26 protein-coding genes are annotated in these 25774 nt (G+C 42.4%); 11 read left to right on the forward strand and 15 right to left on the reverse strand.

From position 1 onward, the window contains the following. Positions 1 to 2: 2 nt before the first annotated feature. Together JJ692_RS17395 and JJ692_RS17400 are read right to left on the reverse strand one after the other, a co-directional pair. On the reverse strand, positions 3 to 806 hold the full coding sequence (locus tag JJ692_RS17395) for a formylglycine-generating enzyme family protein (protein ID WP_206534002.1): 804 nt from the start codon (positions 804 to 806) through the stop codon (positions 3 to 5). A gap of 32 nt (positions 807 to 838) precedes the next feature. Continuing rightward, entirely contained in the window at positions 839 to 1564 is a 726-nt protein-coding gene (locus tag JJ692_RS17400) for a GTP cyclohydrolase II (RefSeq protein WP_024424596.1), read from the reverse strand. Between the two features lie 119 nt (positions 1565 to 1683). Here JJ692_RS17400 and JJ692_RS19185 point away from each other — a divergent pair, with 119 nt between their 5' ends. Further along, positions 1684 to 1809, forward strand: coding sequence for a hypothetical protein (locus JJ692_RS19185; RefSeq protein WP_254968622.1), 126 nt, complete (start codon positions 1684 to 1686; stop codon positions 1807 to 1809). A gap of 35 nt (positions 1810 to 1844) precedes the next feature. Here JJ692_RS19185 and JJ692_RS17405 read toward each other — a convergent pair whose 3' ends face one another. Then, a complete protein-coding gene (locus JJ692_RS17405; protein ID WP_024424594.1) occupies positions 1845 to 2501 on the reverse strand; it encodes a class I SAM-dependent methyltransferase in 657 nt (218 codons plus the stop codon). Positions 2502 to 3460: 959 nt separating this feature from the next. Then, positions 3461 to 3808: a YflT domain-containing protein gene (locus tag JJ692_RS17410; RefSeq protein WP_034282732.1), complete on the reverse strand. Its 348-nt coding sequence runs from the start codon at positions 3806 to 3808 to the stop codon at positions 3461 to 3463. Positions 3809 to 4029: 221 nt separating this feature from the next. Between JJ692_RS17410 and JJ692_RS17415 the strand changes: the two genes are divergently transcribed. Next, the gene (locus JJ692_RS17415) at positions 4030 to 4407 is read left to right on the forward strand and encodes a YfmB family protein (protein ID WP_024424591.1); all 378 of its coding nucleotides are present in this window, start codon (positions 4030 to 4032) and stop codon (positions 4405 to 4407) included. A gap of 120 nt (positions 4408 to 4527) precedes the next feature. After that, complete coding sequence (locus JJ692_RS17420) at positions 4528 to 5532, forward strand: NADP-dependent oxidoreductase (protein WP_206534003.1); 1005 nt, start codon at positions 4528 to 4530, stop codon at positions 5530 to 5532. Between the two features lie 37 nt (positions 5533 to 5569). Here JJ692_RS17420 and JJ692_RS17425 read toward each other — a convergent pair whose 3' ends face one another. Continuing rightward, on the reverse strand, positions 5570 to 6712 hold the full coding sequence (locus JJ692_RS17425; protein ID WP_133744855.1) for a DEAD/DEAH box helicase: 1143 nt from the start codon (positions 6710 to 6712) through the stop codon (positions 5570 to 5572). 152 nt (positions 6713 to 6864) lie between these two features. On the opposite strand from JJ692_RS17425, the gene JJ692_RS17430 reads away from it, so the two are divergent. After that, entirely contained in the window at positions 6865 to 8418 is a 1554-nt protein-coding gene (locus JJ692_RS17430; protein WP_024426645.1) for an ABC-F family ATP-binding cassette domain-containing protein, read from the forward strand. A 47-nt stretch (positions 8419 to 8465) separates the two neighbouring features. Here the strand turns inward: JJ692_RS17430 and JJ692_RS17435 are convergent, their stop codons facing one another. Then, on the reverse strand, positions 8466 to 9656 hold the full coding sequence (locus tag JJ692_RS17435; protein ID WP_122631754.1) for an MFS transporter: 1191 nt from the start codon (positions 9654 to 9656) through the stop codon (positions 8466 to 8468). Between the two features lie 56 nt (positions 9657 to 9712). Continuing rightward, a complete protein-coding gene (locus JJ692_RS17440) occupies positions 9713 to 10138 on the reverse strand; it encodes a MerR family transcriptional regulator (protein WP_024424586.1) in 426 nt (141 codons plus the stop codon). Positions 10139 to 10281: 143 nt separating this feature from the next. Here JJ692_RS17440 and folE2 point away from each other — a divergent pair, with 143 nt between their 5' ends. Next, positions 10282 to 11178, forward strand: a complete 897-nt coding sequence (gene folE2 / locus JJ692_RS17445; protein WP_206534004.1) for a GTP cyclohydrolase FolE2 — start codon at positions 10282 to 10284, stop codon at positions 11176 to 11178. Positions 11179 to 11209: 31 nt separating this feature from the next. Here the strand turns inward: folE2 and JJ692_RS17450 are convergent, their stop codons facing one another. Then, complete coding sequence (locus JJ692_RS17450) at positions 11210 to 13093, reverse strand: ABC-F family ATP-binding cassette domain-containing protein (RefSeq protein ID WP_206534005.1); 1884 nt, start codon at positions 13091 to 13093, stop codon at positions 11210 to 11212. Positions 13094 to 13225: 132 nt separating this feature from the next. Here JJ692_RS17450 and JJ692_RS17455 point away from each other — a divergent pair, with 132 nt between their 5' ends. Together JJ692_RS17455 and bcaP are read left to right on the forward strand one after the other, a co-directional pair. Beyond that, positions 13226 to 14299, forward strand: coding sequence for a tetratricopeptide repeat-containing glycosyltransferase family 2 protein (locus JJ692_RS17455; RefSeq protein WP_206534006.1), 1074 nt, complete (start codon positions 13226 to 13228; stop codon positions 14297 to 14299). A gap of 180 nt (positions 14300 to 14479) precedes the next feature. Next, positions 14480 to 15871 (forward strand): branched-chain amino acid transporter BcaP, encoded by a 1392-nt coding sequence (bcaP, locus tag JJ692_RS17460; protein WP_025092665.1) that lies wholly within the window; start codon positions 14480 to 14482, stop codon positions 15869 to 15871. A gap of 36 nt (positions 15872 to 15907) precedes the next feature. Here the strand turns inward: bcaP and JJ692_RS17465 are convergent, their stop codons facing one another. Then, complete coding sequence (locus JJ692_RS17465; RefSeq protein ID WP_103132309.1) at positions 15908 to 16141, reverse strand: hypothetical protein; 234 nt, start codon at positions 16139 to 16141, stop codon at positions 15908 to 15910. A 6-nt stretch (positions 16142 to 16147) separates the two neighbouring features. Further along, positions 16148 to 16405 (reverse strand): hypothetical protein, encoded by a 258-nt coding sequence (locus JJ692_RS17470; protein WP_003213975.1) that lies wholly within the window; start codon positions 16403 to 16405, stop codon positions 16148 to 16150. Between the two features lie 65 nt (positions 16406 to 16470). On the opposite strand from JJ692_RS17470, the gene JJ692_RS17475 reads away from it, so the two are divergent. Continuing rightward, entirely contained in the window at positions 16471 to 16950 is a 480-nt protein-coding gene (locus JJ692_RS17475) for an Hsp20/alpha crystallin family protein (protein ID WP_024424582.1), read from the forward strand. On the opposite strand, the gene JJ692_RS17480 is transcribed toward JJ692_RS17475, so the two are convergent. Further along, complete coding sequence (locus JJ692_RS17480; RefSeq protein WP_039177063.1) at positions 16931 to 17158, reverse strand: hypothetical protein; 228 nt, start codon at positions 17156 to 17158, stop codon at positions 16931 to 16933. The two genes, JJ692_RS17475 and JJ692_RS17480, sit on opposite strands and share 20 nt — an antisense overlap. Before the next feature lie 83 nt (positions 17159 to 17241). On the opposite strand from JJ692_RS17480, the gene JJ692_RS17485 reads away from it, so the two are divergent. Further along, positions 17242 to 17598 (forward strand): hypothetical protein, encoded by a 357-nt coding sequence (locus JJ692_RS17485; protein WP_206534007.1) that lies wholly within the window; start codon positions 17242 to 17244, stop codon positions 17596 to 17598. A 5-nt stretch (positions 17599 to 17603) separates the two neighbouring features. On the opposite strand, the gene JJ692_RS17490 is transcribed toward JJ692_RS17485, so the two are convergent. Further along, positions 17604 to 19019 carry an SLC13 family permease gene (locus JJ692_RS17490; RefSeq protein ID WP_206534008.1) on the reverse strand — a complete coding sequence of 472 codons (1416 nt, stop codon included), beginning with the start codon at positions 19017 to 19019 and terminating at the stop codon, positions 17604 to 17606. Between the two features lie 257 nt (positions 19020 to 19276). On the opposite strand from JJ692_RS17490, the gene pbp4 reads away from it, so the two are divergent. Together pbp4 and JJ692_RS17500 are read left to right on the forward strand one after the other, a co-directional pair. After that, positions 19277 to 21316, forward strand: coding sequence for a penicillin-binding protein PBP4(5) (pbp4, locus tag JJ692_RS17495; RefSeq protein ID WP_206534009.1), 2040 nt, complete (start codon positions 19277 to 19279; stop codon positions 21314 to 21316). Between the two features lie 147 nt (positions 21317 to 21463). Continuing rightward, positions 21464 to 22702, forward strand: a complete 1239-nt coding sequence (locus tag JJ692_RS17500) for an MFS transporter (RefSeq protein WP_056767620.1) — start codon at positions 21464 to 21466, stop codon at positions 22700 to 22702. Positions 22703 to 22733: 31 nt separating this feature from the next. On the opposite strand, the gene JJ692_RS17505 is transcribed toward JJ692_RS17500, so the two are convergent. The 3 genes from JJ692_RS17505 to JJ692_RS17515 are packed head-to-tail and all read right to left on the reverse strand — an operon-like array spanning position 22734 to position 25762. Continuing rightward, positions 22734 to 23663 (reverse strand): putative nucleotide-diphospho-sugar transferase, encoded by a 930-nt coding sequence (locus JJ692_RS17505; protein ID WP_024424577.1) that lies wholly within the window; start codon positions 23661 to 23663, stop codon positions 22734 to 22736. Continuing rightward, entirely contained in the window at positions 23664 to 24854 is a 1191-nt protein-coding gene (locus JJ692_RS17510) for a glycosyltransferase family 2 protein (RefSeq protein ID WP_024424576.1), read from the reverse strand. Next, a complete protein-coding gene (locus tag JJ692_RS17515; RefSeq protein ID WP_024426658.1) occupies positions 24851 to 25762 on the reverse strand; it encodes a putative nucleotide-diphospho-sugar transferase in 912 nt (303 codons plus the stop codon). Before JJ692_RS17515 ends, JJ692_RS17510 begins: the two co-directional genes overlap by 4 nt. Positions 25763 to 25774: the final 12 nt, after the last annotated feature.

Below are 25774 nucleotides of genomic sequence, written 5' to 3' on the forward strand. Positions count from 1 at the left end.
TTTTACACTCCCACCTTTATATGTTGTTTTTGACGAGTCACTAAACGAAAACCAGTAAATCGAAAAACGGGATCTGGGTGCTTCCCGTGTCTTCTTGCGACTCTGCATAAATCTCCACCTCTTGCGAAAGAGCCGCCTTTTAAAATATAGTAATCATTTCCGAGTGTTTCCGTTAAATCATCGACGACCTCGATGCCGCCTTCATAAACGTGATATTTGGTGTTGACCCATTCCTCGACGTTGCCCCCCATATCATAAAGACCAAATAAGGATCGGCCCTTTTCGTAATGACGGACAGGCGTCGTTTTTTCAATATTTGATTCGTGCGTATTGCAGTAAGAAGGATCAAACTCATCTCCCCACGGGTATTGATTTCTCGTGTTTCCCCGGGCAGCATACTCCCATTCTTCTTCAGTAGGAATCGAAACATCAATCCCAAGTTTCCCGCTCAGCCACTGACAGAACGAGAAGGCATCCTCAATGTCCATGCCCCAAGCTGGATGATCTTTTCCCCCGCCAAGCTTTTCGTTCGTTAAACTCTCCGGGTATGTCTGGCCTGTTTCATCACAATAGCTTTGATACAGTTCATTGCTGACGACCGTATCTGAGATAAAAAATTCGTTGATATACGGCTGATAGGATGGAAATTCTTTGTACAGCCACTTTTGAAATTTTTTCTCACGGCCGTAGGTTGGATTGAGCAGCTTGTCCTTCCAGAATTCTGCTGCCTTTTTCATATCTTCTTCATTACTTCCAATCGTTGCATAGCCGCTTGGGATTTGAATCCAATTGATATCAGGTTTCACGCTTTTCTCCCGCCTTCTTTCAATATACTCGTCTATTGATTAATTAATTTCTTCTCATCGACCATATGTCCTGAGGCTGCTTTTGCCTTTAAATAGGCTTCATTGTAGAGAGAGGCTTCGACTGTATGATCAAACCGCAAAACAGGAAGACCATAAGCTGCAATAGAATCGACTTTATCTGGATTGTTCGTTAGTAAATGCAATGGTTTCCCTTTGTTTAAATAGTGCAAAACAGCTGCTGCTTCCTCGTAATGCCGATCATCATCCCCGCAGCCGATCAGGCGGTTGGCTTCAAAAGTATCCAGCTGCATCTCCTGTAATTTATACGTCAACGCTTTTGCCATCAGCCCAATAGACCGACCTTCTTGATTGGCCATATACACAAGCATGCCTTTTCCGTAATCGGTGATTTTCTTCAGCGATAATGCAAGCTGTGGACCACAATCACATTTCAGTGACCCAAACACATCCCCTGTTTGGCAGACACTATGGATTCGCACAAGCGGCGGCCGTTCATTTTCAAAGTCGCCAAATAAGAGACAAGAGGAAAAGGTTTGCTGCGCGGTACTCATTTGGACAATAGATTCGATCGTTGGTTTTGTATCCCGTTCAACAGGCGCGAAGGCATACCACTTAAATGGCACTTCTTCATGTTGAATGGAAATTGGCAGATTCACAGGCCCCACGAGCAAATAGTGTTTATCTTGAAAGGTAAAATGATGAATCATTGATTGTAATTCATCTACAAACTTGTTCATTAGTCTCCCCCCTATTCATCACTGCACCCAAATCGACTCCCATAGCGCAGTGATGGAGTGATGAATATGTGTACGCACCCCTCAGCTTGTGTGCTCCCGCAGAAGGAAATGGATGTGCGATGTCTCTCATCGTTTTAGACCTTGTCCTTTTCCAGTACAAAGGAGCAGAAATTTTGGTTCATATGCTTTATTTTCTGTCAGAGCAGCAAACGCTCTTGATTGGCAGACGCTCTTTCTTCCCATGAACTCCTCTGCTAGCTTTGAATCACTCACCTTTGTACTAGATTTTGACGGCAATGACATGATGCTGGCTTATTCCAGCCTTCGCTTGTAACGGTGATATGGATACAAGCTCAAGGCCTGATGTACAAATTTTTTCGCCAAGCTGAGAATCTGAAAATGAAAAATGGAAACGGCCATCTTCTCCGATTAATCCTGTTTTCCACTGTTCTCCCCAGACAACAAGTGAAAAGACACCGCCTTCATGAAGTAAAGAAGAGACCTGTTTTAAATAACGTTCATGATCATCAGGATGTTGATGATGAAAGCAGCCATGATCTAAAATTAAATCAAACTGCATCCCGCGTCCCTGATCCATGGACCATGACATAAAATCTTGATGAACAAAATGGACAGGAACTGTTTCTCTTTTCTGTAACCCTTCCCACTCCTCATGCTCATACAGGTCGATACCGACATATGCGGAAAGCCCGCTTAAATGTTCTAGTGCACGGCCGTTGCCGCACCCGATATCCAGCACAGAAGCAAGTGCATTCTTTTCCCTTGAACGCCATGCCTTTAATGACATCACTGCTGCGTCTGTTAAGGATGGATCAGTAGACCACATATCTGTTCTTTGCTCATAATGCTCTTGGAATGCCATGCGCATCTTTTCTAAATACAATCCACTGTCTTCATGGTACAAAGCCTTTTTCATCATGAAACCTCCTTCAATTCACAATCTTCTTTTCGGGCAAAGGTGGTTTTCAAGCCAAAAACCTTATGTTAAAATGAAAGATGGATTTTTTAGGAAAATCTGTTTTTCTGAAAAAGGAGAGAAGCACCCCACATGTTCACTCTTCTTTTTCAGCATTCATCCTCATATGCAGCCGTTCGAAGACCGCATCGCCTCAGCTTGTTCTCTCTTTTTTTCATATGAGTTCACCTCCTTTACCGTTCGATCAACTCACATTTCTTATTGAAACCGCTTTCTCTTTTTTATAAGGACTTAACGTCTTTTGGACAATCTCTTACACTGTGCTTTTAGTAGAAAGATCAATCTACTGTTTAGAATGGCGATCATTTTTTCTTCAAGTAAACGACGATTTGTTCAGTTCTAGTAGACATTTTTGTATCTAAGAGGCGCTTACGCTTTGGTTCTTGCCACCCCCTTTCACTAGATTATGCTTCGAATAAACCCGCCGGAAATTTAACAACTAATTCCATAATGACTGGATTAAGCCAAATATATTGTTTTTAGTTTATTTTGTCAACAAATTATTTCCTAAACATTAAAATGAATTTTCTAATTGAAAATACAGGTAGTTTTCGTGGTTTTTTGACCTTAAAACACTTATTTCTACACAAAAATACAACTTAAACCAATAGAACTAAGAAATTTATCTACTAAATTACACAAGTTTTTTATTTAATTTTAAATCAAAATAGAAAGATACAATAATTATTTCCCGAATGATTTTTTGTGATATTTCGACTATTTTTTCTGATTCTTCATGATTTTCATTGGTATAACGGCATTTTCAATTAGAAAGTTTACTATTTATTCCATACTTATGTATTTACTTATTATCGTAAAAAAGATATATGTCTCTCTTTTAGACATAGAAGCATGAAAAAAAGCCCCTTACAAAAGTAAGAGGCTTTTTCGATTGGCGATTACGCCCAGTTTTTCACTTTTTCATGATCTGTGACAAAGAGAAGGACTTTCCCTTCGTCTAAATGTTCTTCAAATGTCTCAGCTTCTTCTTTTGAGAAACCAATTTCATGAATTTTATTGCGAAGCTCATCGCCCTTTTTACTAAAGATGTTCCCAACCGCATGTTTGAGTCCAACTTCTCTTGAGCCAATCGTATTGGCATCTGCATTATTTGCAATACGCTCTGTTCGATCATCGTCATGGGACAGAACATAAATGTCCTCTCTTGCAACACCGAGTGCCTTTAATTGCTCTACATCTTTTTGAAGTGTTTCATCATTTGAATACTCTCTTACAACAGGTTTCATTTTATATTCCTCCTTTAACGTCTTACGAATCTTTTACCCGTCACTTTTGACATTAAACCTTCCACGAGCACATCCAATTTGCTTGATCGACGTACCATGTCTATCGACTTATTTTTGACAAAAAGCCTGTAAAAATGACTAAATTTTCTGAATTATTATGTTCAATCCTGTTGATTTGTTGTACAATTCTTATACTGGAGGCTAGAAATGAGGGAGAGCTGATGTATTACTTTTCAGCGGAGCAGCAGTTTAATGCTTGGGTTGTCAGTGATTTGGTGAAACAGCTTTTTCAAAAGTGGAATCCTGAAGAAGCAAATACAAAGCCGCTTACATTGTTTGCCGAACAGCACTTTCACATCTCCATTGATTATCTCTTTTCCATCATTATTAACATTGGAGATATCGAGTCAATTGAACAAGATCCACAAGACCTGTTGTCCTCATACTTGAATATCCTTTTCCCTTTTGTGACGCGCGATATGATGAAAGCCTCCATGCAAAATGCAAACGAATATTTGTTAAAAGAACGTGATGCGGATGTGTATCAGCTGTTTGGCTGTCTCCCGCCGCTCCTCTCTGTATCTTTTCAGAAAAAGTAGTCCCTTCGATAAGATGGCGGCTGCTTTTTTATGTGGGTTTTGAAAAGACCGTATGTTTTGAACGAAAAGAAGCATCATGTTAATGTAAATCTAGGCTGTAAGTGAAAGGGAGGATTTGACATGAGTCAACAAAAGCAAATTCAATTAGCTAAACGTCCAAAAGGATTACCTACAAAAGATGTTTTTCATTTTGAAACAGTAGATATACCTGTACCGCAAGAGGGAGAGGTCTTGATTCAAACGAAATATGTTTCTGTAGATCCTTATATGAGAGGACGAATGCAGGATACAAAATCCTATACACCTCCGTTCAAACTAAATGAAGTGATTCAGGGCGGTGTCGTCGGAGAAGTCGTTGAGTCGAAATCGCCTCAATTTGAAAAAGGTGATTTTGTCCTTGGATTCCTTGGATGGCAAGAATATTCCACTGCCAAAGCTGAATCTCTGACTAAAATTGATCCGTCCATTGCGCCATTGTCCTATTATTTAGGGATTTTGGGCATGCCAGGGCAAACCGCTTACTTCGGCCTGCTTACGATTGGCCAGCCAAAAGAAGGCGAGACGGTTGTCATCTCTGGAGCCGCAGGAGCTGTTGGTTCTGTTGTAGGACAAATCGCTAAGATCAAAGGCACACACGTCGTTGGAATTGCCGGATCTGATGATAAACTCGCTTATTTAAAAGAATTGGGCTTTGATGAAACGATTAATTATAAAACAACAAATGATTTAGATGATGCCATTGCAAAAGCCTGTCCTAACGGCGTTGATGTGTACTTTGACAATGTAGGCGGCGAGATTTCAGATGCGGTGATGAATCATTTGAACCGGTTTGCACGCATTCCAGTATGCGGCGCCATTTCTTCTTATAACATTAGCGCAAGCGAGGACATCGGACCGCGTGTGCAAACAAAACTCATCAAAACAAGCGCATTGATGCAAGGCTTCATCGTTGGCAACTATTCCGATCGTTTTGGAGAGGCAGCAAAGGATCTCGCACAATGGGTAAAAGAAGACAAACTCACATATAAAGAAACAATCATTGAAGGCTTTGACAACATTCCTGATGCATTCCTTGGACTATTCAAAGGGGAAAATGTCGGAAAACAGCTTGTCAAAATTTCATAACAAAAAAGGACCCTGCCAATAATGGAGGGTCCTTTTCTTATGCCTGCTTGGGCGCAAGGTGCAGCTGGCCTTGCTTATACACAATTTCTTCAAGCGAAAGATTCAGCTTTTTCGCCATTTTTTTCAGCATTGATTGCTCTTGAGGTGTGACAAGACTGATGACTGCGCCTTCTTTTCCTGCGCGTCCGGTTCTGCCTGAACGGTGGATGTAGCCCTCTTCATTTGGCATATCTGCATGAATCACATATGGGAGATCATCAATATCGATTCCTCTTGCTGCAATATCTGTTGCAAGGAGGAGCGGGAATTCACGCTGTTCAAATGATTTTAAGATCACAGCACGCTCAGCTTTTTTTGCTTCACTATGAAGGACACCAAGGTCGACATGATGGTACGCTAATTTCTCTGCATAAATGCTTAAGTTCGTAATGTCACGCACAAAAACGAGCGCCTGCATGTCCTCAAGCCGTGATAGCTTTTGCAGCAGTTTCACTTTGTCACGCTGATCACATAACAGATAATAGTGACCCACTTTCTGCGCTTCTTCCTCGCTTCTAGCAATTTTCAATACTTCTGGTTCAGATGTCATTTCTTTGATCAGCTGAACGGTTTCATCTTTCAACGTTGCAGAAAAACAAAGGATTTGTCTTTCTTTTAATGTGGACTTAATGATCCCTTGGATCGTTTTCATATGCTCTGGCACAAGAAGCTGATCTGCTTCGTCTAATACAATCGTTTTGACTTCATGCATTTTCAGTTTCTTGATTTTGATTAATTCTTGTACTCGGCCCGGTGTCGCCACAACGATGTTCGGATGTTTCTTTAGTTTTTCTTGCTGCTTCTTGATGTTCGCTCCACCAATCAAGGAGACCGCTTTGATGTCTGATCCTTGTTTGAACTCTTGCACGACATCAAAGATTTGCATCACAAGCTCTCTTGAAGGTGCCAAGATTAAGACTTGAGGATGCTTGATATTGACATCAATTTTATTTAAAAGCGGCAGTACATACGCAAGTGTCTTCCCCGTCCCAGTTGGCGATTCTGCGATCACATCACGCTTCTCCGTAATCCACTCTGCTGTTTTTTCTTGTATAGCTGTTGGTTTTTCGAAGCCAGCCGCTTGAAAGTTTTCCTGAATAAATGGCTTTGCTTCTTTCAAAAATGCCCAATTTTCCGTCATGTCGATCTCCTTTATCCTCATTCAATCTATCCTTTAGTATCTCAAAATCAGCTTTGAAACGCAATTTTTCTTTTGATGCTTTTATCGAGCCGGACAGTTCGATATAATCATGAGAGGCACTAGCCGTTTTGAATCTATTTGAGGTGTAAAAAATGATATTATCTGTTAAAGATTTAAGTCATGGCTTTGGCGACAGAGCCATTTTCCACGAAGTGTCCTTCCGTTTATTAAAAGGCGAGCATGTCGGCTTAATCGGCGCCAACGGTGAAGGAAAGTCAACGTTTATGAATATTATTACTGGCAAGCTGGAGCCAGATGCAGGAAAAGTCGAATGGGCGAAAAATGTCCGTGTCGGCTACCTTGATCAGCATACCGTGCTAGAAAAGGGAAGAACGATCCGTGAGGTCCTTCAGGATGCATTCCATTATTTATTTTCAATGGAAGCCGCGATGAATGACATTTATGGCAAAATGGGTGAAGCCGATCCTGATGAGCTGGAAAAGCTGTTAGAGGAAGTTGGCGTCATTCAGGACGCACTGACAAACAATGATTTCTATATCATTGATTCTAAGGTCGAGGAGATTGCAAGAGGTCTTGGGTTAACGGATCTTGGATTAGACCGTGATGTGACGGAGCTCAGCGGCGGTCAGCGTACGAAGGTATTGCTAGCCAAATTGCTGTTAGAGAAACCTGAAATTCTCCTTCTCGATGAGCCGACCAACTATTTGGATGAGCAGCATATTGAATGGCTGAAGCGTTATTTACAGGAGTATGAAAATGCGTTTATCCTCATTTCACATGATATTCCGTTTTTAAACAGTGTCATCAACTTGATTTATCATGTTGAAAATCAAGAGCTCACGCGCTATGTTGGCGATTATGATCAATTTAAACAAGTGTACGAAGTTAAGAAGCAGCAGCTTGAAGCAGCCTATAAAAGACAGCAGCAGGAAGTGGCTGAACTAAAGGATTTTGTCGCAAGAAACAAAGCACGTGTCAGCACAAGAAATATGGCGATGTCCCGTCAAAAGAAACTGGATAAGATGGATATGATTGAACTGGCAGCAGAAAAACCAAAACCAGAATTCCACTTTAAACCGGCACGTACGTCTGGGAAACTGATTTTTGAAACGAAAGATTTGGTCATCGGTTATGATGAACCGCTCTCTCGCCCATTGAATTTGAAAATGGAACGCGGGCAAAAAATTGCGTTGTACGGTGCTAACGGTATCGGAAAAACGACGCTGCTCCGAAGTCTTCTTGGGGAAATCACACCTATTTCTGGTGAGGTGGAACGTGGAGAATTCTTGCATATTGGCTACTTTGAGCAAGAAGTAAAAGAGCAAAACAGCAATACTTGTATTGAAGAAGTATGGAGCACCTTCCCTTCTTACACGCAATATGAAGTCAGAGCCGCTCTTGCAAAATGCGGATTAACGACAAAACATATTGAAAGCCGTGTGTCTGTTTTAAGCGGAGGAGAAAAAGCAAAGGTCCGTCTTTGCAAGCTGATCAACGAAGAAACCAACTTACTTGTTCTCGATGAGCCGACAAACCACTTAGATGTCGATGCAAAAGAAGAACTAAAACGCGCCTTAAAAGAATATAAAGGCAGCGTCTTATTGATTTCTCACGAACCTGAATTTTATCAAGATGTGGCAACCGAAACTTGGAATTGCGAATCTTGGACGACAAAAGTATTATAACGACAAAAAAGCCTTATATCTTTTGCAGATATAAGGCTTTTTTCTAATTAATGTCCTGCTTGGATATTCACCAAATGCTTACGTCCAAGGAGCAGAATAATCATGCCTAGAAGAACAACAGCAGCCCCGACATAATAAGGTGTACTTGCTGTATAGGATTCAGCGAGAACTCCAGCAATCCAGGGAGCGATCGCGCCCCCAATAAACCGTACAGCACTGTAAGAGGATGAAGCAATTGAACGTTCAACCGGTGCTGACCCCATCACAGCTGTTGTGAGCACTGTATTGATCATACCGAGAATTCCCCCAGCAATGACAATTCCGCATATCACGACCACAACATGAGACGTCCATATCCCAATGCCGAATAAAATTACAGCAAACGAAGCAAACAGAACCACAAGTGAGGTCAATGTCCCAAGTTTGCGATGAATGACCGGCGCTGAGAAGACAGAGGTCACAGCTAAAAATAGCCCCCAACCAAAAAAGACATAACCAAGTCCATGCTCATCAAGATGGAGCACAAATGGTGAATACGCTAAAAGCACAAAGAAACCGAAATTGTATAAGAAAGCGGCAGATGCCATCGTTAAAAGTCCTTTATATTTTAACGCCCCGACAGCCTCGAAAAATTTCACTTTTTTCTGCGGCTTTTGCATAGGTGGAAGCATAAAGATAATCGCTAAAAGTGCAATGAGCATTAACACGGCAACGCCAAAGAAAGGCCCGCGCCAAGAAATTGTTCCAAGCTCACCGCCAAGCAGCGGTCCAACCGATATCCCAAGACCTAATGCTGCCTCGTATAAAATAATGGCCTTCGCACTTCCTCCAACAGATACACCGACAATGACAGAGAGTGCAGTTGAAATAAATAAAGCATTCCCAATGCCCCATCCGCCTCTAAAGCCAATCAATTCATTAATCGTTGAAGAAGTACCTCCTAAAGCAGAAAAAACAATAATAAAAATGAGTCCTACTAATAATGTCCATTTCGCACCAATCCGGCTAGAAATAAAGCCGGTGAAAAACATCACAAAGCCGGTCACAAGTAAGTAGCTTGTAAATAAAAGAGACACCTGGCTTGGAGATGCGTGTAATTGCGATGCAATGGCTGGCAGGATCGGGTCGACGAGTCCTATTCCCATAAACGAAATCACACACGCAAAGGCAACAGCCCAAACGGCTTTTGGCTGCCTAAGCAGACTTGTACGCTGTTTCAACACTTCTTCTTCCTTCATTCCATCAGAACCTTTCCTTCAAATGTTGACAAAATAAAATAAACACGCAGAGGTGTTTATTTTTGTAATTGCTCAATTGCATGAGCCGCTCTTTCTTTCATCGCTTCAAGATCCTTTTTAAAGGATTGAATAGTTTCAAGCTTTTTTGAAATTAATTGATGCTGCACAGTCAGCTGCGCCTCAATATCTAACAGCTTCTCTAATCGTTCCTTCGGATCAAGCGACAGCAAGTAGCCTTCTTTATTCAGCTCTAGCTGCTTTCCGATTTCCATAAACGATTGAAGCTCCTGTAAAGAAAAGCCGAGTACCTCTTTTGCCTGCATGACTTTCTCTAGCTCTTCCATGTCGTCCTCTGAATAAAGTCTGACTCCGCCCTCTGTCCGCTTTGGTGCTGATAATAAACCAATCTCTTCATAGAAACGAATCGTCCGTTTTGTCAGTCCGCTTCTTTTCGCCACTTGATCAATTTTCATCCATTCCATCACCAGTGCCTCCTGCTCATCAATTCATGTTTTATTATACACCTTTATAACCTTAACGTAAACGTTAAATTTTTAACCCTTGATTTCCTTCCTGTTTTATCGCAAAATAAATAGTAATTATTACGATTTAAAGGAGGTACTATATGCGCTCATTTCTATCTAAAGAAGAACGGCACCAGCTATTCGGATCTGTACCGCCAAGTCTTGGCACAAAGCCTTGGCAAAAAGAGAACATGACGGACATTCAAAAAACAGAGCAGGACTTTTATTTTCATCTTGAACAAGTCGGGATCTGCCGCATGTCCTATCCGGTGCATATCGTATCTAAAACAGCACCACAGCGCCAGACAACCACTGCTGAATTTTCACTGAGTACATCCCTGCCAGCTCATCAAAAAGGCATTCATATGAGCCGGCTCACTGAACAGCTGCACTCGTTTTATGAGAGCAGCAAGCCGCTTAATGTGAATGCCTTAAAAGAATTGACGGCAGCGCTCGCCCGAAATATGAATCAGCCCTCTGCTTCCGTTCATGTTGCCTTTCCATGGTACATGGAAAAACAGAGTCCAGTCACCGGTCAGTCAGGCTTGATGCATGCGACTATCAAATATGACGTCCATTTTCATGAAAAGGACGGATGGACCTGTCACGTCGGCTGTGATGCACAGGTCACGACATTGTGTCCCTGTTCCAAGGAAATCAGTGAATATGGTGCACATAATCAGCGCGGATCTGTTTCCATTCAAGTAGGGTTGTTTGAACAAGCATCGCATCCTGACGACATCAAGGCCGCTCTTTTACATATCATTGAGTCCAATGCGAGCGCACCGCTTTATCCCGTGCTCAAAAGACCTGATGAAAAGAAAGTGACGGAAAAGGCTTATGAAAATCCGCGCTTTGTAGAAGATATCACAAGATTAATTGCCATCGAATTATATGAGCAGCCATGGATTAAATCCTTTCAAGTCGAGTGCCGTAATGAGGAATCCATTCACCAGCATGATGCGTATGCCAAATGCTCCTATGAAAAAAACCTGTAGATCGCTCTACAGGTTTTTTATTTCCACTTCTTTATTCATTTAATTCCTCAATCATAAGCGACAGTTCTGTCCAGCGGTCCATTGCTTGTTCTAGTTCTTCCGCAACGGCTTTTTGTTCGTCCATCAGCTCTTGAATTTTCCCAAAATCACTGCCTGCTTCCGCAATGCCGGCTTCGAGCTGCTGATGTTTTTCTTCTAATGCCTGTATCCGGTCTTCAATCCCGTCCCATTCAAGCTGGTCTTTATAAGAAAGTTTTTTTCTCTTTTTCGGCGCAGCTTCTACTTGTTTTTCAGCAGGCTTTGTCTCTGTCCGCTTCTGCTCTTTTTCCTGTTCCATATAATCGCTGTAAGCACCTTGGAAGTGTGAAATGCGGCCATTTCCTTCAAAGACAAGCAGGCGGTGAACCACTCGGTCTAAGAAATAACGATCATGAGACACGGTGATGACGACGCCAGGGAACTGCTCTAAATAATCCTCTAAAATACTGAGGGTCTCTGTATCAAGGTCGTTCGTCGGCTCATCTAAAAAGAGAACATTCGGCTCTTCCATTAAGACCTTCAATAAATACAATCTGCGGCGTTCTCCCCCTGACAGCTTACGGATAAACGTCCGCTGCATCGATCTTGGGAAAAGGAAGCGCTCCAGCATCTGCTCTGCTGTGACAATGGCGCCATCAGACGTCTTGACGATCTCCGCTGTTTCCTTGATATACTCAATGATGGTCAGCTCATCATTCATTTCCTTGTGATCCTGCGTGTAATAGCCAATACGAACGGTTTGTCCAATGGTCAATTGTCCTGAGGTCGGTTCGATTTTACCCGCTAAACAGTTCAGCAGAGTGGTTTTGCCGACTCCATTCGGTCCGATGAACCCGATACGATCACCCGGCACGACTAAATCTGTAAACCGCTCCACAAGGGTCTGGCCAGCAAATGAAATCGATAAGTCTTCTGCCTCTATCACTTGTTTTCCTAGGCGGTGCGAGCCGATGGCAAAATCAAGCTCTCCCTTCGCATCAGGTCCTTTTTGATCCTTCAGCTCTTCGACTCTGCCGATTCGTGCTTTCTGCTTTGTCGTTCTTGCTTTTGCTCCTCGTCTCAGCCATGCAAGCTCTCGTCTAAGCAAGTTTTGACGCTTCGTTTCTTTCACCTGAGCCTCTGCTTCCCTCTCCGCTCTTTTTTCTAAAAAGACTTCATAATTTCCTTTATACGTATAAAGCTGACCTTGATTTAACTCATAAATCCGATTGGCCACCCGGTTTAAGAAATAACGATCGTGCGTCACGAGAATGACAGCACCGCTATATTGGCTTAAGTATCCTTCAAGCCATTCAATGGTGGCATTATCAAGATGGTTGGTTGGCTCATCTAAAATCAGCAAACCTGCAGGCTGAATTAAATTTTTAGCAATGGCGACACGTTTTTTCTGTCCGCCTGATAATGCATGGACAGAGCGGCTCACATCTTTCACGCCAAGTTTTGTCAAAATCATTTTTGCTGAAAGGTTCGCATCCCAAGCGTCTTCCTGATCCATTCGGTTTTGCATGCGCATCAGCGCCTCTTGTTTTGCCTCATTTTGCGGGTCATGGTCTAAATCAGCGAGTGCCTGTTCATACGCCTTCATCGTTTGAATCATTGGTGCCGTTCCAGAAAAAATGTAGTCAAGAATGGTTTCAGTTCCGCTCATTTCAGGATCTTGCTCAAGAAATTCGATATCAAGTGTCCCTGCTTTCGTGATGTCACCTTCCTCAAACGATTCAAGTCCCGCGATGACTTTTAGAAGCGTTGACTTCCCTGTACCATTTGGTCCAATCAATCCGATGCGCTCCTTCGGTTCTATATGAAACGAAATATGATCAAACAGCGTTTTCTCGCCATAGGTTTTATATAATCCTTCAACATTCAATAAACTCATTTTATCAGCCCTTACATAGATTCTTCCTTTATTTTAAATCAGCCAGTAGCAGAAAACTAGTTTTAAAAAACCCGCTGCTGAAAAGAATGTTTCCTTTTGATGCTCGATACACTATGAAGAGGTGATCTAAAGATGATAACCATTAGCTTATGTATGATTGTGAAAAATGAAGAGGAAGTGCTGGCGGACTGTCTTTCTTCTGTTCAAGACATTGTCGATGAGATGATCATCGTTGATACGGGATCAACAGATCAAACGAAGGAGATCGCTCATTCTTTTTCAGCAAAGGTACTGGATTTTGAATGGGTGCAGCATTTTGCAAAAGCACGTAACTTTGCTTTCTCACATGCAGCGAAAGAGTATGTTTTATGGCTCGATGCTGACGATGTTCTGCTTGAAGAAGACCGCCAAAAACTGCTTCAGCTCAAGCAGACATTTGATCCCTCGGTGGATGCCGTTTCGATGTTTTATCATGTGGGATTCGATGAAGACGGTCAGGTCAATTTCAAATATAGAAGAAATCGCCTTGTGAAGCGTTCGTTGAACTTTCAGTGGTACGGGGCCGTTCATGAGTTTCTTCAAGTGTATGGAAACATCCTTCCAGCAGATATCGCCGTCACACATCAAAAGCGCAAGAAAATAACTCCTGGTGAGCCTGGGCGCAACTTGCGAATTTATGAAGACATGCTGGCAAAAGGAGAAGATATGACGCCCCGTGATCTCTTTTATTTTGCCAATGAATTAAGGGATAACGGGCAGCATGTCAGAGCGATTCGTTTTTATCATGAATTTTTAAACACAAAACAGTGCTGGATTGAGGATGAAATTCGCACATGCCAATATTTAGCCGACTGCTATTATGCGGCAGGTTTCGAGGAAGCGGCCTTATCCTCATTATTACGATCCTTCTTATATGATCAGCCCCGGCCAGAGTTTTGTTGCCGGATCGGGGATCATCTAAAAATACAAAATAAACATCAGGCGGCCATCTTTTGGTATGAGCAGGCGCTGAAGGCTCCTGAAAACGAAACAGCCTTCACACTTACACAATATAAAACGTGGTATCCTCACCTTCAGCTTTGCTACTGTTATTATCAGCTCGGCGACCTGGAAAAAGCCAAAATACATCACCATGCCTCCTCCGCCCATCATCCAACTCATCCAAGTGTCCTGTACAATGAAAAAATATTTGCTGAACAGACATAGATCGTCTGTCACCACATCCGCCTTCGATTTCACGGCGGATGTCTCTTTTTATATACTTATTCGGTTTTGACGTTTAACACTTTAGTGATTTAAAGCGTTTTTCAACCAATTGACTAAATTGTCATTTGCGCATATACTAACATTCGTCTTACGAAAAGATTTATCCATTAGGAGGTCAACATGAGTTCTTTATTTCGAAAAAAATCTCTCGACCAGCTCATGCTTGAAAGTCAAACAAAGCGGCTCAGCCGTTCGTTGAATACGTTTGATTTAATCTTGCTTGGCATTGGCTGTGTGGTCGGGACTGGAATCTTTGTCATTACGGGGGTTGCTGCGGCAAATGATGCGGGACCTGCGATTATTATATCTTTTATTTTGGCTGCGATCGCATGCGCCCTTGCTGCTTTTTGCTACGCTGAATTCTCCTCATCCATTCCTGTGTCAGGAAGCGTCTATACGTATTCCTACGCAACACTTGGGGAATTTCTCGCCTTCTTAATGGGCTGGGATCTCATGCTGGAATATGTTATTGCGCTCTCTGCTGTAGCAAGTGGATGGTCGTCCTATTTTCAATCACTGCTCAGCGGATTTGGCCTGCACATACCGAAGGCTTTATCAGCTGCACCTGGAGCCGCTGACGGGGCCGTCTTTAACCTTCCAGGCGCACTCATTATTTTGCTCATCACCTTTATCGTCTCAAGAGGCGTCAAAGAAAGCACAAAGCTGAATAACATTATTGTGCTGATCAAAATTGCCATCGTCCTGCTCTTTATCATCTCAGGCTTTGCTTACGTCAAACCTGAAAACTGGACACCGTTTATGCCAATGGGCTTCCATGGCGTGATTGCTGGAGCGGCAACTGTCTTTTTTGCTTACCTTGGATTTGATGCAATCGCTAATGCTTCTGAAGAAGTTAAAAACCCGCAAAAGGCGATGCCAATTGGAATCATCGGTGCGCTCGGTGTTTGTACGATTTTATACATCGGGGTTTCATTCGTCTTAACAGGCATGGTTCACTATACGAAGCTGAATGTCAGTGATCCTGTCGCTTTTGCTCTTCAAGTGGTTGGCCTGAATAGTGTCGCTGGCATTATATCCGCAGGTGCTATTATCGGGATTACGACAGTGTTAATTGCACTTGTCTACGCTCAGGTTCGTTTAACCTTTGCCATGAGCCGAGATGGACTTATGCCGAAAATCTTTTCAAACGTTCATCCAAAATCTAAGACACCGGTTGCCAACACTTGGCTGACAGGCGCTGTTGCGTCATGTATCGTTGGATTCGTCAACTTATCAACACTTGCTAATTTAGTCAGCATCGGTACACTTGCGGCCTTTACGGTGATCTCTATCGCTGTGATCGTACTCCGGAAAAAACATCCGAATATGAATACAGCTTTTAAAGTACCCTTTGTCCCTGTCCTTCCTATAATTAGTGCGGTCATTTGTATGATCTTGGCTTTCACACTGAAATGGGAAACATGGAGAGCCTTCCTCATCTGGATCGTCATCGGTGTTGTTGTCTATTTCACCTATGCAAGACGAAAAAGCCATCTTAATGAAACACATTAGAAAAGAGACACGGGGTTCCCGGTCTCTTTTTTTTGCTTAAATCACGCTGTTTTTGACTGAATTTGAGTCCACCATATCTGGATCTAACACGTTTGAAATCGGAATGACAAGCGGTGAACAATCTCCATTGTCCTCACCAAAACCTTGGTTCAATTTCATTGAGAGAAAATAATCAATCTGCTGATAAGGTCCTAGCGTCAGTGATGCACCCCGATCCATTGTATTGATTTTAAAAGCACCGACATTGACGACTGAGGGTGAAAATAACATCACACGTCACTTCCTTTGAATGGGTTTAGCTGCTGGCGAAAAAGAGGCAGGTGAGTCCACTTGATCTCGATCATCTACATGGCTTTTTGTACCGACAAAACCGCTGGCATCTCCAAAATTCTGTCCGTAACCCTGATTTTTTTTATCTGAGTTTTGCCACTCTGCTAACAAATTTTGTCCGACATTCACCGCCGACGCATTTTCAAAGGAATTAATTTTTAACATGAAAATATTAATATTGATATACGGAGTTGGTTGAACCACAGATAAACCTCCTTTTTATAGGTATATGCAAGCACCCATCAAGTATGTTAACGGGAGGTCTTCACATGGACTTCGAAAAAATGAAGCAGTGGATGGATATTGCCCAGCAAATGCATGGAGATGATTTTTGGAAAATGATCTTCGATGATGAGCAAAGATCCCCCTTTATGGCAAACGGTCCATCTCCATTTACATTCACACAGCAGGATCAGCGGGGATCAGATGCGTCGTTTCCTCCAATCGATATGGTGGAAACCCATGCAGAAATTCAATACTTAATTTACTTGCCTGGCTACCGAAAGGAAGACGTTCAGGTGTTATCATATGGTGAATATTTGGTTGTGAAAGGACAGCGTTTTTCCTTTTTTAACGAGCAGGACTTTCGCCAAAAGCAAGGGAAGTATGGGCCGTTTGAAAAGAAAATCCGCCTTCCAGAAATGATTCTTGGTCAAATGAATGCTGCCTTTAAAGACGGTGTACTCTACATCCGCCTGCAAAAAGATGAAGGAAAAGCGACGGCTATCATCATAGATGACGAATATTGATACTCACTGCGTCTATTTGATCACGATCATCAATTGTTTCAATTGGCAGGATCGTGATCACGCCATCAGCATTCTGTTCCCCAAAGCCATTGTTTCGTTTGATCGTACTGCAATGATTGCGAACAAACGTCGAGCCAAACGTCATAGATGATCCTGTGCCAATCGAATTCGTTTTCATATGAGCAATGTGAATCTGAGTAGGCAGCATGTGCGTCTCCCCTTTCTTGTCATCTCTATAAGTATATATCAGATAGCTTTTCCATAGACTAGAGTAAGGCGGAAGAAAAGGTTGTGGTCTACTTGAAACATTTCATTCAATCACTCTTTAAAAAAACTGAATCCAATCCATCCCCATCTGTCATTGAGCTAGAAAAAAGACTCGCCGCTCTTGAGCAAAAAATGTCTGCACCAGCTGCTCCTGTCTCAGAGGATACACACATCCATATTGAATCCATGCGCGTGGACAAAATTGATTATCATTTAGAATTTGGGGAGCTTTCTATTGACCAGCTTCAAGGCAGGCTCAATATTGGGGCAACCTATTACACGCCAAAGGACACATGCATCAAAAAATCCACACAAACACCGAAGCCAAAAGAAACAAAAACACCGGTTGTCTCGATTCGATCAAAGCCTTCCTCTTCTTAATTCGCTCAGCTCTTCAGCACGACCGGCAGCCAGAAATAGACCGCAAGAACAATCACCACAATACTGATGATATTTAACCAAAAACCCGCTCTGACCATATCAGATATTTTCAGCACGTCCGCACTAAAGACAGCGGCGTTTGGCGGTGTGGAAATCGGCAGCATAAACGCACAGGAGGAAGCCAAAGCAGCCGCGGCCATTAACCCATATGGCTCGATTCCAATCGCAAGACCAAGTCCTACCGTTATCGGAATAATCATATTGGCAACAGCCGTATTAGACATAATTTCAGTCATAAACAGAATCGCTCCCGTTAAAATAATCAACAGCATGATATACGAAAGCCCGTTTAAATGCTGTAAATTTTCTCCGATCCATCCTGTTAAATTGGTTTCTGCAAAGCCCGTAGCGAGCGAAAGCCCTCCTCCAAACAAAAGCAAAAGTCCCCACGGCAGTTCTTTCATATCCTGCCATTCTAATATTCTCTCTCCATTTGTTGCTGGGATGAGAAATAACAGCATGGCACCGAAAACGGCGATAGACGTATCAGATACGGTCATCCCTCCAAACAAAAAGAGCTTAAAAATCCATAAGAACGCCGTCATGAGAAAAACAACAAATACCCATTTTTCCTCTCTTTTCATTTTTCCTAAATCCTCTAATCCCTTTTGAATGAACGCTGCACTCATTTCACCTTTGTGTTCTACCTTGAACTGTACCCTCGTCAAATACAAAAATAAGAGAATAAGCAAAATCATCGCAACAGGAAAACCAAACAAAAACCATTCGAAAAACATAATCTCTCGATCTAGCAGTTTTTTTGACATCGCAGCAAACACCGCATTCGGCACAGACCCGACAAGTGTCGCCAAACCTCCAATTGACGCAGAATACGCTACCGACAATAAAATGCTTTTACTAAATCGATCAAGAGATGGGCCAGATAAGATTTCATTTGTCTTGACCTCTTTAATCACTGCAAGGGCCACTGGCAGCATCATGAGTGCTGTCGCTGCATTCGAAATCCACATAGATAAAAAAGCAGTCGCGATCATGACACCTAAGACAATGCGATCACTTCTTGTGCCAATCACCCTTAAAATGTGTAAAGCCATTCTTCTATGTAATTTCCATTTTTCAATGGCAATTGCAATCATAAATCCTCCCATGTACATAAAGACGATCGGATCTCCATAAGACCTTGATGCCTGTTCCATAGAAAGACCGCCAAGTGTCGGCAGCAGGATGATGGGCAATAAAGATGTAGCAGGAATGGGCAGTGCTTCAGTCACCCACCATGTAGCCGTCCAAGCCGTAATACCCAAGACTACCCTCGCATCATAGGTCAATTCATCTTCAGGTATGAGAAAAAGAACGAGCAAAAAGAGTGTCGGTCCAAGAACAAGTCCAATCAAATTCACCTTTTTATAAACGATAACAATTCCCCCCTATTGAAAGCGCTTGTCATATTTTTTCTAACATTCGATGATCTTTTAAGAAATCCTTTAAATCATAAGAAAAAATGAAGATATCTTTCATGATGAATAGCTGTTATTTTACTCCCGTTACCCAAACCATGACATGATCCCTTGGTCTATTTTCATAGGAGAAACTATACAAATCACGACCAATCACTGTAAAATATAGAGGATCTAATCAAAAAATTGAGGTGTTTTCATTGTATACGGGTCAAAAAAAATCATTTTGGAAACAGAAAAAAGTCATCATCCCTCTCCTTAGCATCATCGTCGTTGCTGCTGCTTTCTTTTTCTTAAAAGATACTCTTTTCTCAAAAGAAAAAGAGGCTTTAAAAGCCGCTCAAAGCTTTACGAAACATATGGAGAAGAAAGACTTTACGAAGCTGGCAGATGAGGTGACAAGTGCATCTTTGAAAGCCAATGACTTTTCAAAAAAACAACTAGCCGAAAAATACGACAATATTTTCAACGGCATTGGTGCTTATGATCTGAACATTTCAAAGCTCAACGTTGAAAAACAGGACAAAGGAGATGGGTATCAATTCTCCTATGATGTAACGATGAAAACGTCTCTTGGCAAGCTGCATAAGCTGTCTTACAAGGGCATTCTCACCGAAGAAGATGACAAGTGGAAAGTGGACTGGAAACCAAATCTCATCTTCCCGCAAATGGAAAAAGGAGATACCATCAAGGTCAAATCTGACCCTGCTGTCCGCGGAAACATTGTCGACCGAAAAGGACGTACGCTCGCAGAAACAACTGGTGGAAACGCACTTGGCATCATCCCAGGTAAGCTCGGAACAGGAGAAGAAAAAGAACGCAATATCAAAAAGATCAGCAAAGCTTTTGATATAGAGGTAGAACTCATCGACAATCAGCTGAAACAAGCATGGGTCACAGACGACACATTTGTCCCGCTCAAATCGATGTTAAAACAGGAGCCAATTCCAAAAGACGTAAATGGCGTTACCTATCAAACGAAGGAAATGCGCTACTATCCATATAACAAAGCCGCCGCTCATCTCACCGGATATGTCGGAAAAGCAAATGCGGATGATATCAAAAGAAATCCAGCATTAAAGGCAGATCAAATCATCGGCAAAACCGGCCTTGAATTCACATTTGACAAAAACTTACGCGGACAAGATGGCGGAAGCATTCTCATCGTCCATGATGAAACAGGCATTGAAGAAACATTACAAAAATCAGATCGAAAAGATGGAAAAACAGTGAAGCTGACGATTGATGCTTCTTTACAGAAAAAAGCCTATGATCAGTTGAAAGGTGAAAAAGGGGCCGTCACAATCATGAATCCATCAACAGGTGATCTATTAGCACTTGTCAGCACCCCTTCCTACGATGTCAATCTCATGACAAACGGGATTACACCTAAGCAATATCAGGCATACAGTGAAAATCCAGACCTTCCATTCCAAGCTCGATATGCGAGCCGGTATGCACCAGGATCCACATTCAAAACCATTACTGCCGCCATTGGGCTGGAAACAGGTGTCACAAAGCCAGACAAAGTGCGCACCATTCACGGACTGAAATGGCAAAAGGATCAATCTTGGGGAAATTATCGCATCACACGGGTTCATGATAAAGAAAAAGTAAATATGGTCGATGCCCTTGTGTACTCAGACAATATTTATTTTGGACAGGAAGCACTCGAAATCGGGAAAGACACCTACGAGAAAAAAGTAAAAGCATTTGGATTTGGCGAAGACTTACACATGCCATTTACAATGAAGCCTGCACAAGTATCGAACGATGGTATTCAATCGGATATCTTACTGGCTGACTCGGCGTATGGCCAAGGCGAATTACTCATGTCACCGATTGAACAAGTACATGCCTATTCTCCATTTGCTACAGGAGGCAAGCTTGTCTACCCTCGAGTGATTCAAGATGAAAAAACAGCATCACCAAAACAAATCATCAAAGAAGGCTCGGCAGACACAGTGAAAGATGCATTGACTAAGGTCGTGACCAGTCCAAACGGAACAGCCCACTCCTTACAAATCGAAGGAGCGGATATTGCCGCTAAAACGGGAACGGCAGAATTAAAAAGCAAACAAGGTGCAACAGACGGCACTGAAAATGGATTTTTACTTGCGTTTAATCCTAAAAAAGAAGATTATGTCCTCGTCGGCATGATCGAAGGGGTGAAAAACCGCGGCGGCAGCGGACTCGTCGTTCAAAAAATGAAGCCTGTCATTGCTTCTTTTTACAAATAACTCTTTAGAGACACAAGCTCAATCAAATGCTTGTGTCTCTTTTTTTCTAAATCATGACAATTTGCTATTGTTTTATAGTTCACCTTATGAATAAAATGAGAAGAATGAAAAAATCAGAAAACAGATAAATGAAGGGAGGAAGTCTCATTGGCCATTGCTGCTCGTACAAAGGATAAACCTCAACATTCTGTTACCGGCTCAACGGTTTATCCCATCTTATTGATTATTGGTATTTGTCATATGCTGAACGACACATTACAAGCCGTTATTCCTGCGATGTTCCCTATTTTGGAACGCTCAATGGGGCTGACCTTTACACAATTAGGGCTGATTGCTTTTACATTAAATATGGTCTCCTCCGTGATGCAGCCAGCTATTGGGTGGTACACAGATAAACGGCCGATGCCTTATGCACTTCCGATTGCTTTATTTTCAAGTGCTGTCGGTATATTCGGACTCGCGTTTGCTCCGTCGTTTGCCACCATTCTGCTTTGCGTTGTCTTTATCGGACTCGGCTCTGCGATCTTCCATCCAGAGGGCTCCCGTGTTGCCAACATGGCAGCTGGTCCAAGACGAGGACTTGCCCAGTCCATCTATCAAGTAGGCGGGAATACAGGTCAAGCCTTTGCTCCGCTTATCGCTGCATTAATGCTCGTCCCGCTCGGTCAGACAGGCGTGGCTTGGTTTACGATTGTTGGAATGTTGGCGGTTGGTTTCCTTCTTTATATTTCAAGATGGTACGCAGGAAGGCTTCAAACCATTCGGGCCCAAGCGAAAAAAACACCTGCAAAAGCTGCTAGATCTGATATTCATCGTAAATCAGCACTCATTGCACTTGGCATTATCGTCTTTCTCATCTTCGCCCGCTCTTGGTATGGAAATGCCATTTCGAATTTCTATGCATTTTATGCGATTGAACAATACGGTTTGACGATTAAAGAATCACAGACTTATATCTTCTTATTTCTTATTCTAGGTGCGATTGGGACATTTTTAGGCGGGCCGCTTGCAGACCGCTTTGGCAAGAAAAACGTCATTTTAGTTTCCTTATTGGCATCCTTCCCGCTTGCCCTGCTGCTGCCATTTGCCGGACCGGTTTTTGCTTATGTTTTACTCGGGCTGATTGGGCTCATTTTGACATCAAGCTTCTCTGTCACCGTGGTTTATGCCCAAGAACTATTTCCCGGGAAAATTGGCACAATGTCTGGTTTAACTGTTGGGCTTGCGTTTGGTATGGGCGCAATCGGATCGGTTGCCCTCGGCTCATTCATTGATGCCTTCGGCTTAACGCCTACCATGATCGGTGTTGCCTTTTTACCGATATTAGGCATCCTAGCCTTCTTACTTCCTAGCGACCAAACCATCTCCAAATGGAATGAATCATAAAAAGAAAACCGCTCAATAATGAGCGGTTTTTTCATCTCTCATAAAAATGCGTGTCAGGAACATGCTTCTTCGCAATAAATCCTTGCTTAAATTCTGGAAATACCTTTTGCACCTGTTTAATCTTTTGATGAACCAAGTCGGCATACGGAATATACAAATGATCTACAAGCTTCTGTTCTTTCATATAGTAATACCAATTAAGGTTAAAGGTATTCTCGTCAATGATCGTAAAGGCAGAAAAATGATAGAACAAGAGTGGACATTCGTCGAGATACATATCTCCTTTTACAACTGAAAGCTTGTAGTTTTCAATGTTCCAAATCGCCGCATTGGCTCCTTTAGATGCAACGATATGAACCCCTTCAAAATCATCAACCCATCTTTCCACATACCGCTGATCTCCGTATGTCTTTTTTTCTGTATCCATTTCTACTGTACAATGGGCAAGACAGTTTTCTTTCCATTGCGTGACTGCCTGTTTGGCAACATCTGTGTTACGGCAGCCTACAAACCCAGTATTAAAGCGGCCAGACAGCTCATAAAAATGATAGAACCGCTTGGAATTCATATGATCCGTCAAAAATAAATGAGCGCTTGGATTCTCTGCAAAAATCGCCTCCGGATCATGATAAAAATACAAATCCGTATCCAGATGGGCCAGATAATCTGCATCTGAGGACTCAAGAATGTTGAGCAGAAAAGCAGGCTTTAATGTCCAGCAATACTCATGAAACGTTCGATCTTCTTTTGCCTTCCGCAGCGTATCATCTTCAATGTCCTCAAGCTGTTCATATTGAACATGCGGGTGAGGGAACTCCTTTAATACCTTATAAGCCAAAGGGTCTGCACATAAAACGGACAGCTTGAAGGCATGCGCGTTTTGTTCAAGCGAATGAATCAGCGCCAAAAGCTTAAAAACATGGGTATTCGACACAATGGTTGTAAAGTGATAAGACGCCATTTACAACACATCCACTTGGAACAAATCAACGCGCAACAGCTCTTTCGTCAGCCCTTGAATGGCTTCTACTAGCACCATGCAGCCATACTCCTCACGTGCAAGCTGCGCCGCTTCTGCCAGCTTTTTCAAAGGAACATGCTTGGCTGTCAGCATATCTTTTTTATCCCGCTTGATGCCTACATTCCGTTCTGTGATCAAATGAAGCAGCTCTAAAAAATAGGATAACAGGTCATCAAATGCTGGATTCTCACGCAGCTGCCGAACTTCTTTCACAATATCATTTGTCACAGTGTGAGAAAACGGACCAGAGAAAGCCAAGTGGACATCAATGGAATCAATATTGTTATACTTCTCACACATATACAAAATGTTGTATTTGATGTCATCAAATGACGTTAAATTACTTGGATGCTCTTGATGCACACTCATGATATCCTCTCGCAATTCAAAGGAGAGACCAAGCTGATTCAATCGAATCCCTAAATCATAATCCTCAAATCCGTACCGAACGATATTTTCATCAAACATCCCTAATGCCATGACATGCTTACGTTTAACAGAGGAGTTATTTGTAATAAAAAATCGCCATGGCAGCTCATAAGAACCTAAATCATAGTGGTACGTTTCCAAGATGTCTTTTAGGATATCAATAAACTCAGACTGCAAATCGAAGCTTTTCTCTAAAAATGCACCATTTTCGACTTCTTCCAATGATAAAAGAGGTGTTTTGTCCTCCATTTTCCGTTTATACAGTCCTTGCTTTTTCAACCGCTTCATATGATCCTTATCAAACGCTTTGTAAAAATAGCGATAAATCCGCTTCCAGCACACACCGCAAATGACAAGATCCTCCCTGTCAGCATGAGCCTCTGCATGCTTTTGAATAAATCTCGGTTCTGCCAGCATATCACTGTCATGAAAAATGAGCAGATCTCCCTCCGCCTCGCGAATGGCATGATTACGCCCCTTTGCAATCCCTTGATTGACAGGAATACGCACCTTTTTAAATGGGAAGTTCACCTCAATATTCTCGAGCATTTCCATCGTGCCATCCGTTGAGCCATTATCGGCAACAATGACCTCAAATGGAATATCTGTTTCCTGAAGCGTTAATGAAAAAAGGCTTCCTTCTAAACGCTCTTTGGCATTATAGCTTGGAATAATGACGCTTACCTTTGGCTTTTCGTTCATGCGTCATCCTCCTCCCGTTTGGCATAGCCGTTAAACAGCGGGTCGACCTGCTCCACAGATTCAATCACATGGCGAAGCACTTGCCGATAGGCTTCTTGGAAGAACGGCAGGTCATTTCGTCCTTTTTCATGAATTTGCTGCATCTCATCCTTGCTCACAATCCGAAAGCCGCTGTAATGATAGCAAATGAGCGGGTGCCCATCCTCCAGAAGAATACGTCCATTCTCCTCCCGATAAGAATGCTGCCCATAGTTCCAATGACCAATATTCACGCCTTTTGTCTCAATATCTTCTACTTTGTCAAACAGCCTCGGCATATGATCTAGATATCCTTGATCGCCAAACTTGCCTTCTCCCGGTGCATTTTTACATTCTTTTAAGCATTCTTCTTTCCACCAGCTAAGGCATTTTCGTCCGGCTTCATCTCCTTTAAAATGCAGAAAGCCTGAGTTATAGCGTCCTAAAAGCTTCTGAAGCATCTTCACTTCCTCTGCATCAAAGCTTGGAATGACAATATCCCCTCTCGAAATTAAAACAGAAGCATTCGGCTGATGTTGAAAAATCACCTGAGGGCTCTCATAAAAGAACAAATCCGCATCAAGATAGGTCACGCTCTCTGCCTGCTCCTGTTCAAATAACCACTCAATCCAAATCGGCTTTAAGGTCCAGCAATATTCCGATGCATCCCGTTCCTCTTTTTTCTCCAGCAGCTCTGGTGTTTCGAGCTCCCGTACATGAACAAGATCCACATGCGGAAAATTCATTTGATGAAGCAAATCAAATGCAGCATCATCCATGCATAACGTCTTGATGACAGCATCATCTTCTACTTGCTTCAACGATAAGAAAAACGCAATGGCTTGATAAAGTCTTCCACTTGAAAGAACCGTACAATATATGCTGTTCATCTTTTTACACCT

Origin of the sequence: Bacillus sp. 3a (genome assembly GCF_017161885.1) — a bacterium.
Taxonomy (GTDB): Bacteria; Bacillota; Bacilli; order Bacillales; family Bacillaceae; genus Bacillus; species Bacillus safensis.

Excerpts from the sequence above, each read along its gene's own strand:
- JJ692_RS17465 (WP_103132309.1), bottom strand. The coding sequence starts at position 16,141 with ATGTTATTTTCACCCTCAGTCGTCAATGTCGGTGCTTTTAAAATCAAT.
- JJ692_RS17415 (WP_024424591.1), top strand. The coding sequence starts at position 4,030 with ATGTATTACTTTTCAGCGGAGCAGCAGTTTAATGCTTGGGTTGTCAGT.
- JJ692_RS17430 (WP_024426645.1), top strand. The coding sequence starts at position 6,865 with ATGATATTATCTGTTAAAGATTTAAGTCATGGCTTTGGCGACAGAGCC.
- JJ692_RS19185 (WP_254968622.1), top strand. The coding sequence starts at position 1,684 with ATGTCTCTCATCGTTTTAGACCTTGTCCTTTTCCAGTACAAAGGAGCA.
- JJ692_RS17400 (WP_024424596.1), bottom strand. The coding sequence starts at position 1,564 with ATGAACAAGTTTGTAGATGAATTACAATCAATGATTCATCATTTTACC.
- folE2 (WP_206534004.1), top strand. The coding sequence starts at position 10,282 with ATGCGCTCATTTCTATCTAAAGAAGAACGGCACCAGCTATTCGGATCT.
- JJ692_RS17510 (WP_024424576.1), bottom strand. The coding sequence starts at position 24,854 with ATGAACGAAAAGCCAAAGGTAAGCGTCATTATTCCAAGCTATAATGCC.
- JJ692_RS17405 (WP_024424594.1), bottom strand. The coding sequence starts at position 2,501 with ATGAAAAAGGCTTTGTACCATGAAGACAGTGGATTGTATTTAGAAAAG.
- JJ692_RS17450 (WP_206534005.1), bottom strand. The coding sequence starts at position 13,093 with ATGAGTTTATTGAATGTTGAAGGATTATATAAAACCTATGGCGAGAAA.
- JJ692_RS17455 (WP_206534006.1), top strand. The coding sequence starts at position 13,226 with ATGATAACCATTAGCTTATGTATGATTGTGAAAAATGAAGAGGAAGTG.
- JJ692_RS17505 (WP_024424577.1), bottom strand. The coding sequence starts at position 23,663 with ATGGCGTCTTATCACTTTACAACCATTGTGTCGAATACCCATGTTTTT.
- JJ692_RS17475 (WP_024424582.1), top strand. The coding sequence starts at position 16,471 with ATGGACTTCGAAAAAATGAAGCAGTGGATGGATATTGCCCAGCAAATG.
- JJ692_RS17480 (WP_039177063.1), bottom strand. The coding sequence starts at position 17,158 with ATGCTGCCTACTCAGATTCACATTGCTCATATGAAAACGAATTCGATT.
- bcaP (WP_025092665.1), top strand. The coding sequence starts at position 14,480 with ATGAGTTCTTTATTTCGAAAAAAATCTCTCGACCAGCTCATGCTTGAA.
- JJ692_RS17515 (WP_024426658.1), bottom strand. The coding sequence starts at position 25,762 with ATGAACAGCATATATTGTACGGTTCTTTCAAGTGGAAGACTTTATCAA.
- JJ692_RS17420 (WP_206534003.1), top strand. The coding sequence starts at position 4,528 with ATGAGTCAACAAAAGCAAATTCAATTAGCTAAACGTCCAAAAGGATTA.
- JJ692_RS17440 (WP_024424586.1), bottom strand. The coding sequence starts at position 10,138 with ATGGAATGGATGAAAATTGATCAAGTGGCGAAAAGAAGCGGACTGACA.
- JJ692_RS17425 (WP_133744855.1), bottom strand. The coding sequence starts at position 6,712 with ATGACGGAAAATTGGGCATTTTTGAAAGAAGCAAAGCCATTTATTCAG.
- JJ692_RS17435 (WP_122631754.1), bottom strand. The coding sequence starts at position 9,656 with ATGAAGGAAGAAGAAGTGTTGAAACAGCGTACAAGTCTGCTTAGGCAG.
- JJ692_RS17410 (WP_034282732.1), bottom strand. The coding sequence starts at position 3,808 with ATGAAACCTGTTGTAAGAGAGTATTCAAATGATGAAACACTTCAAAAA.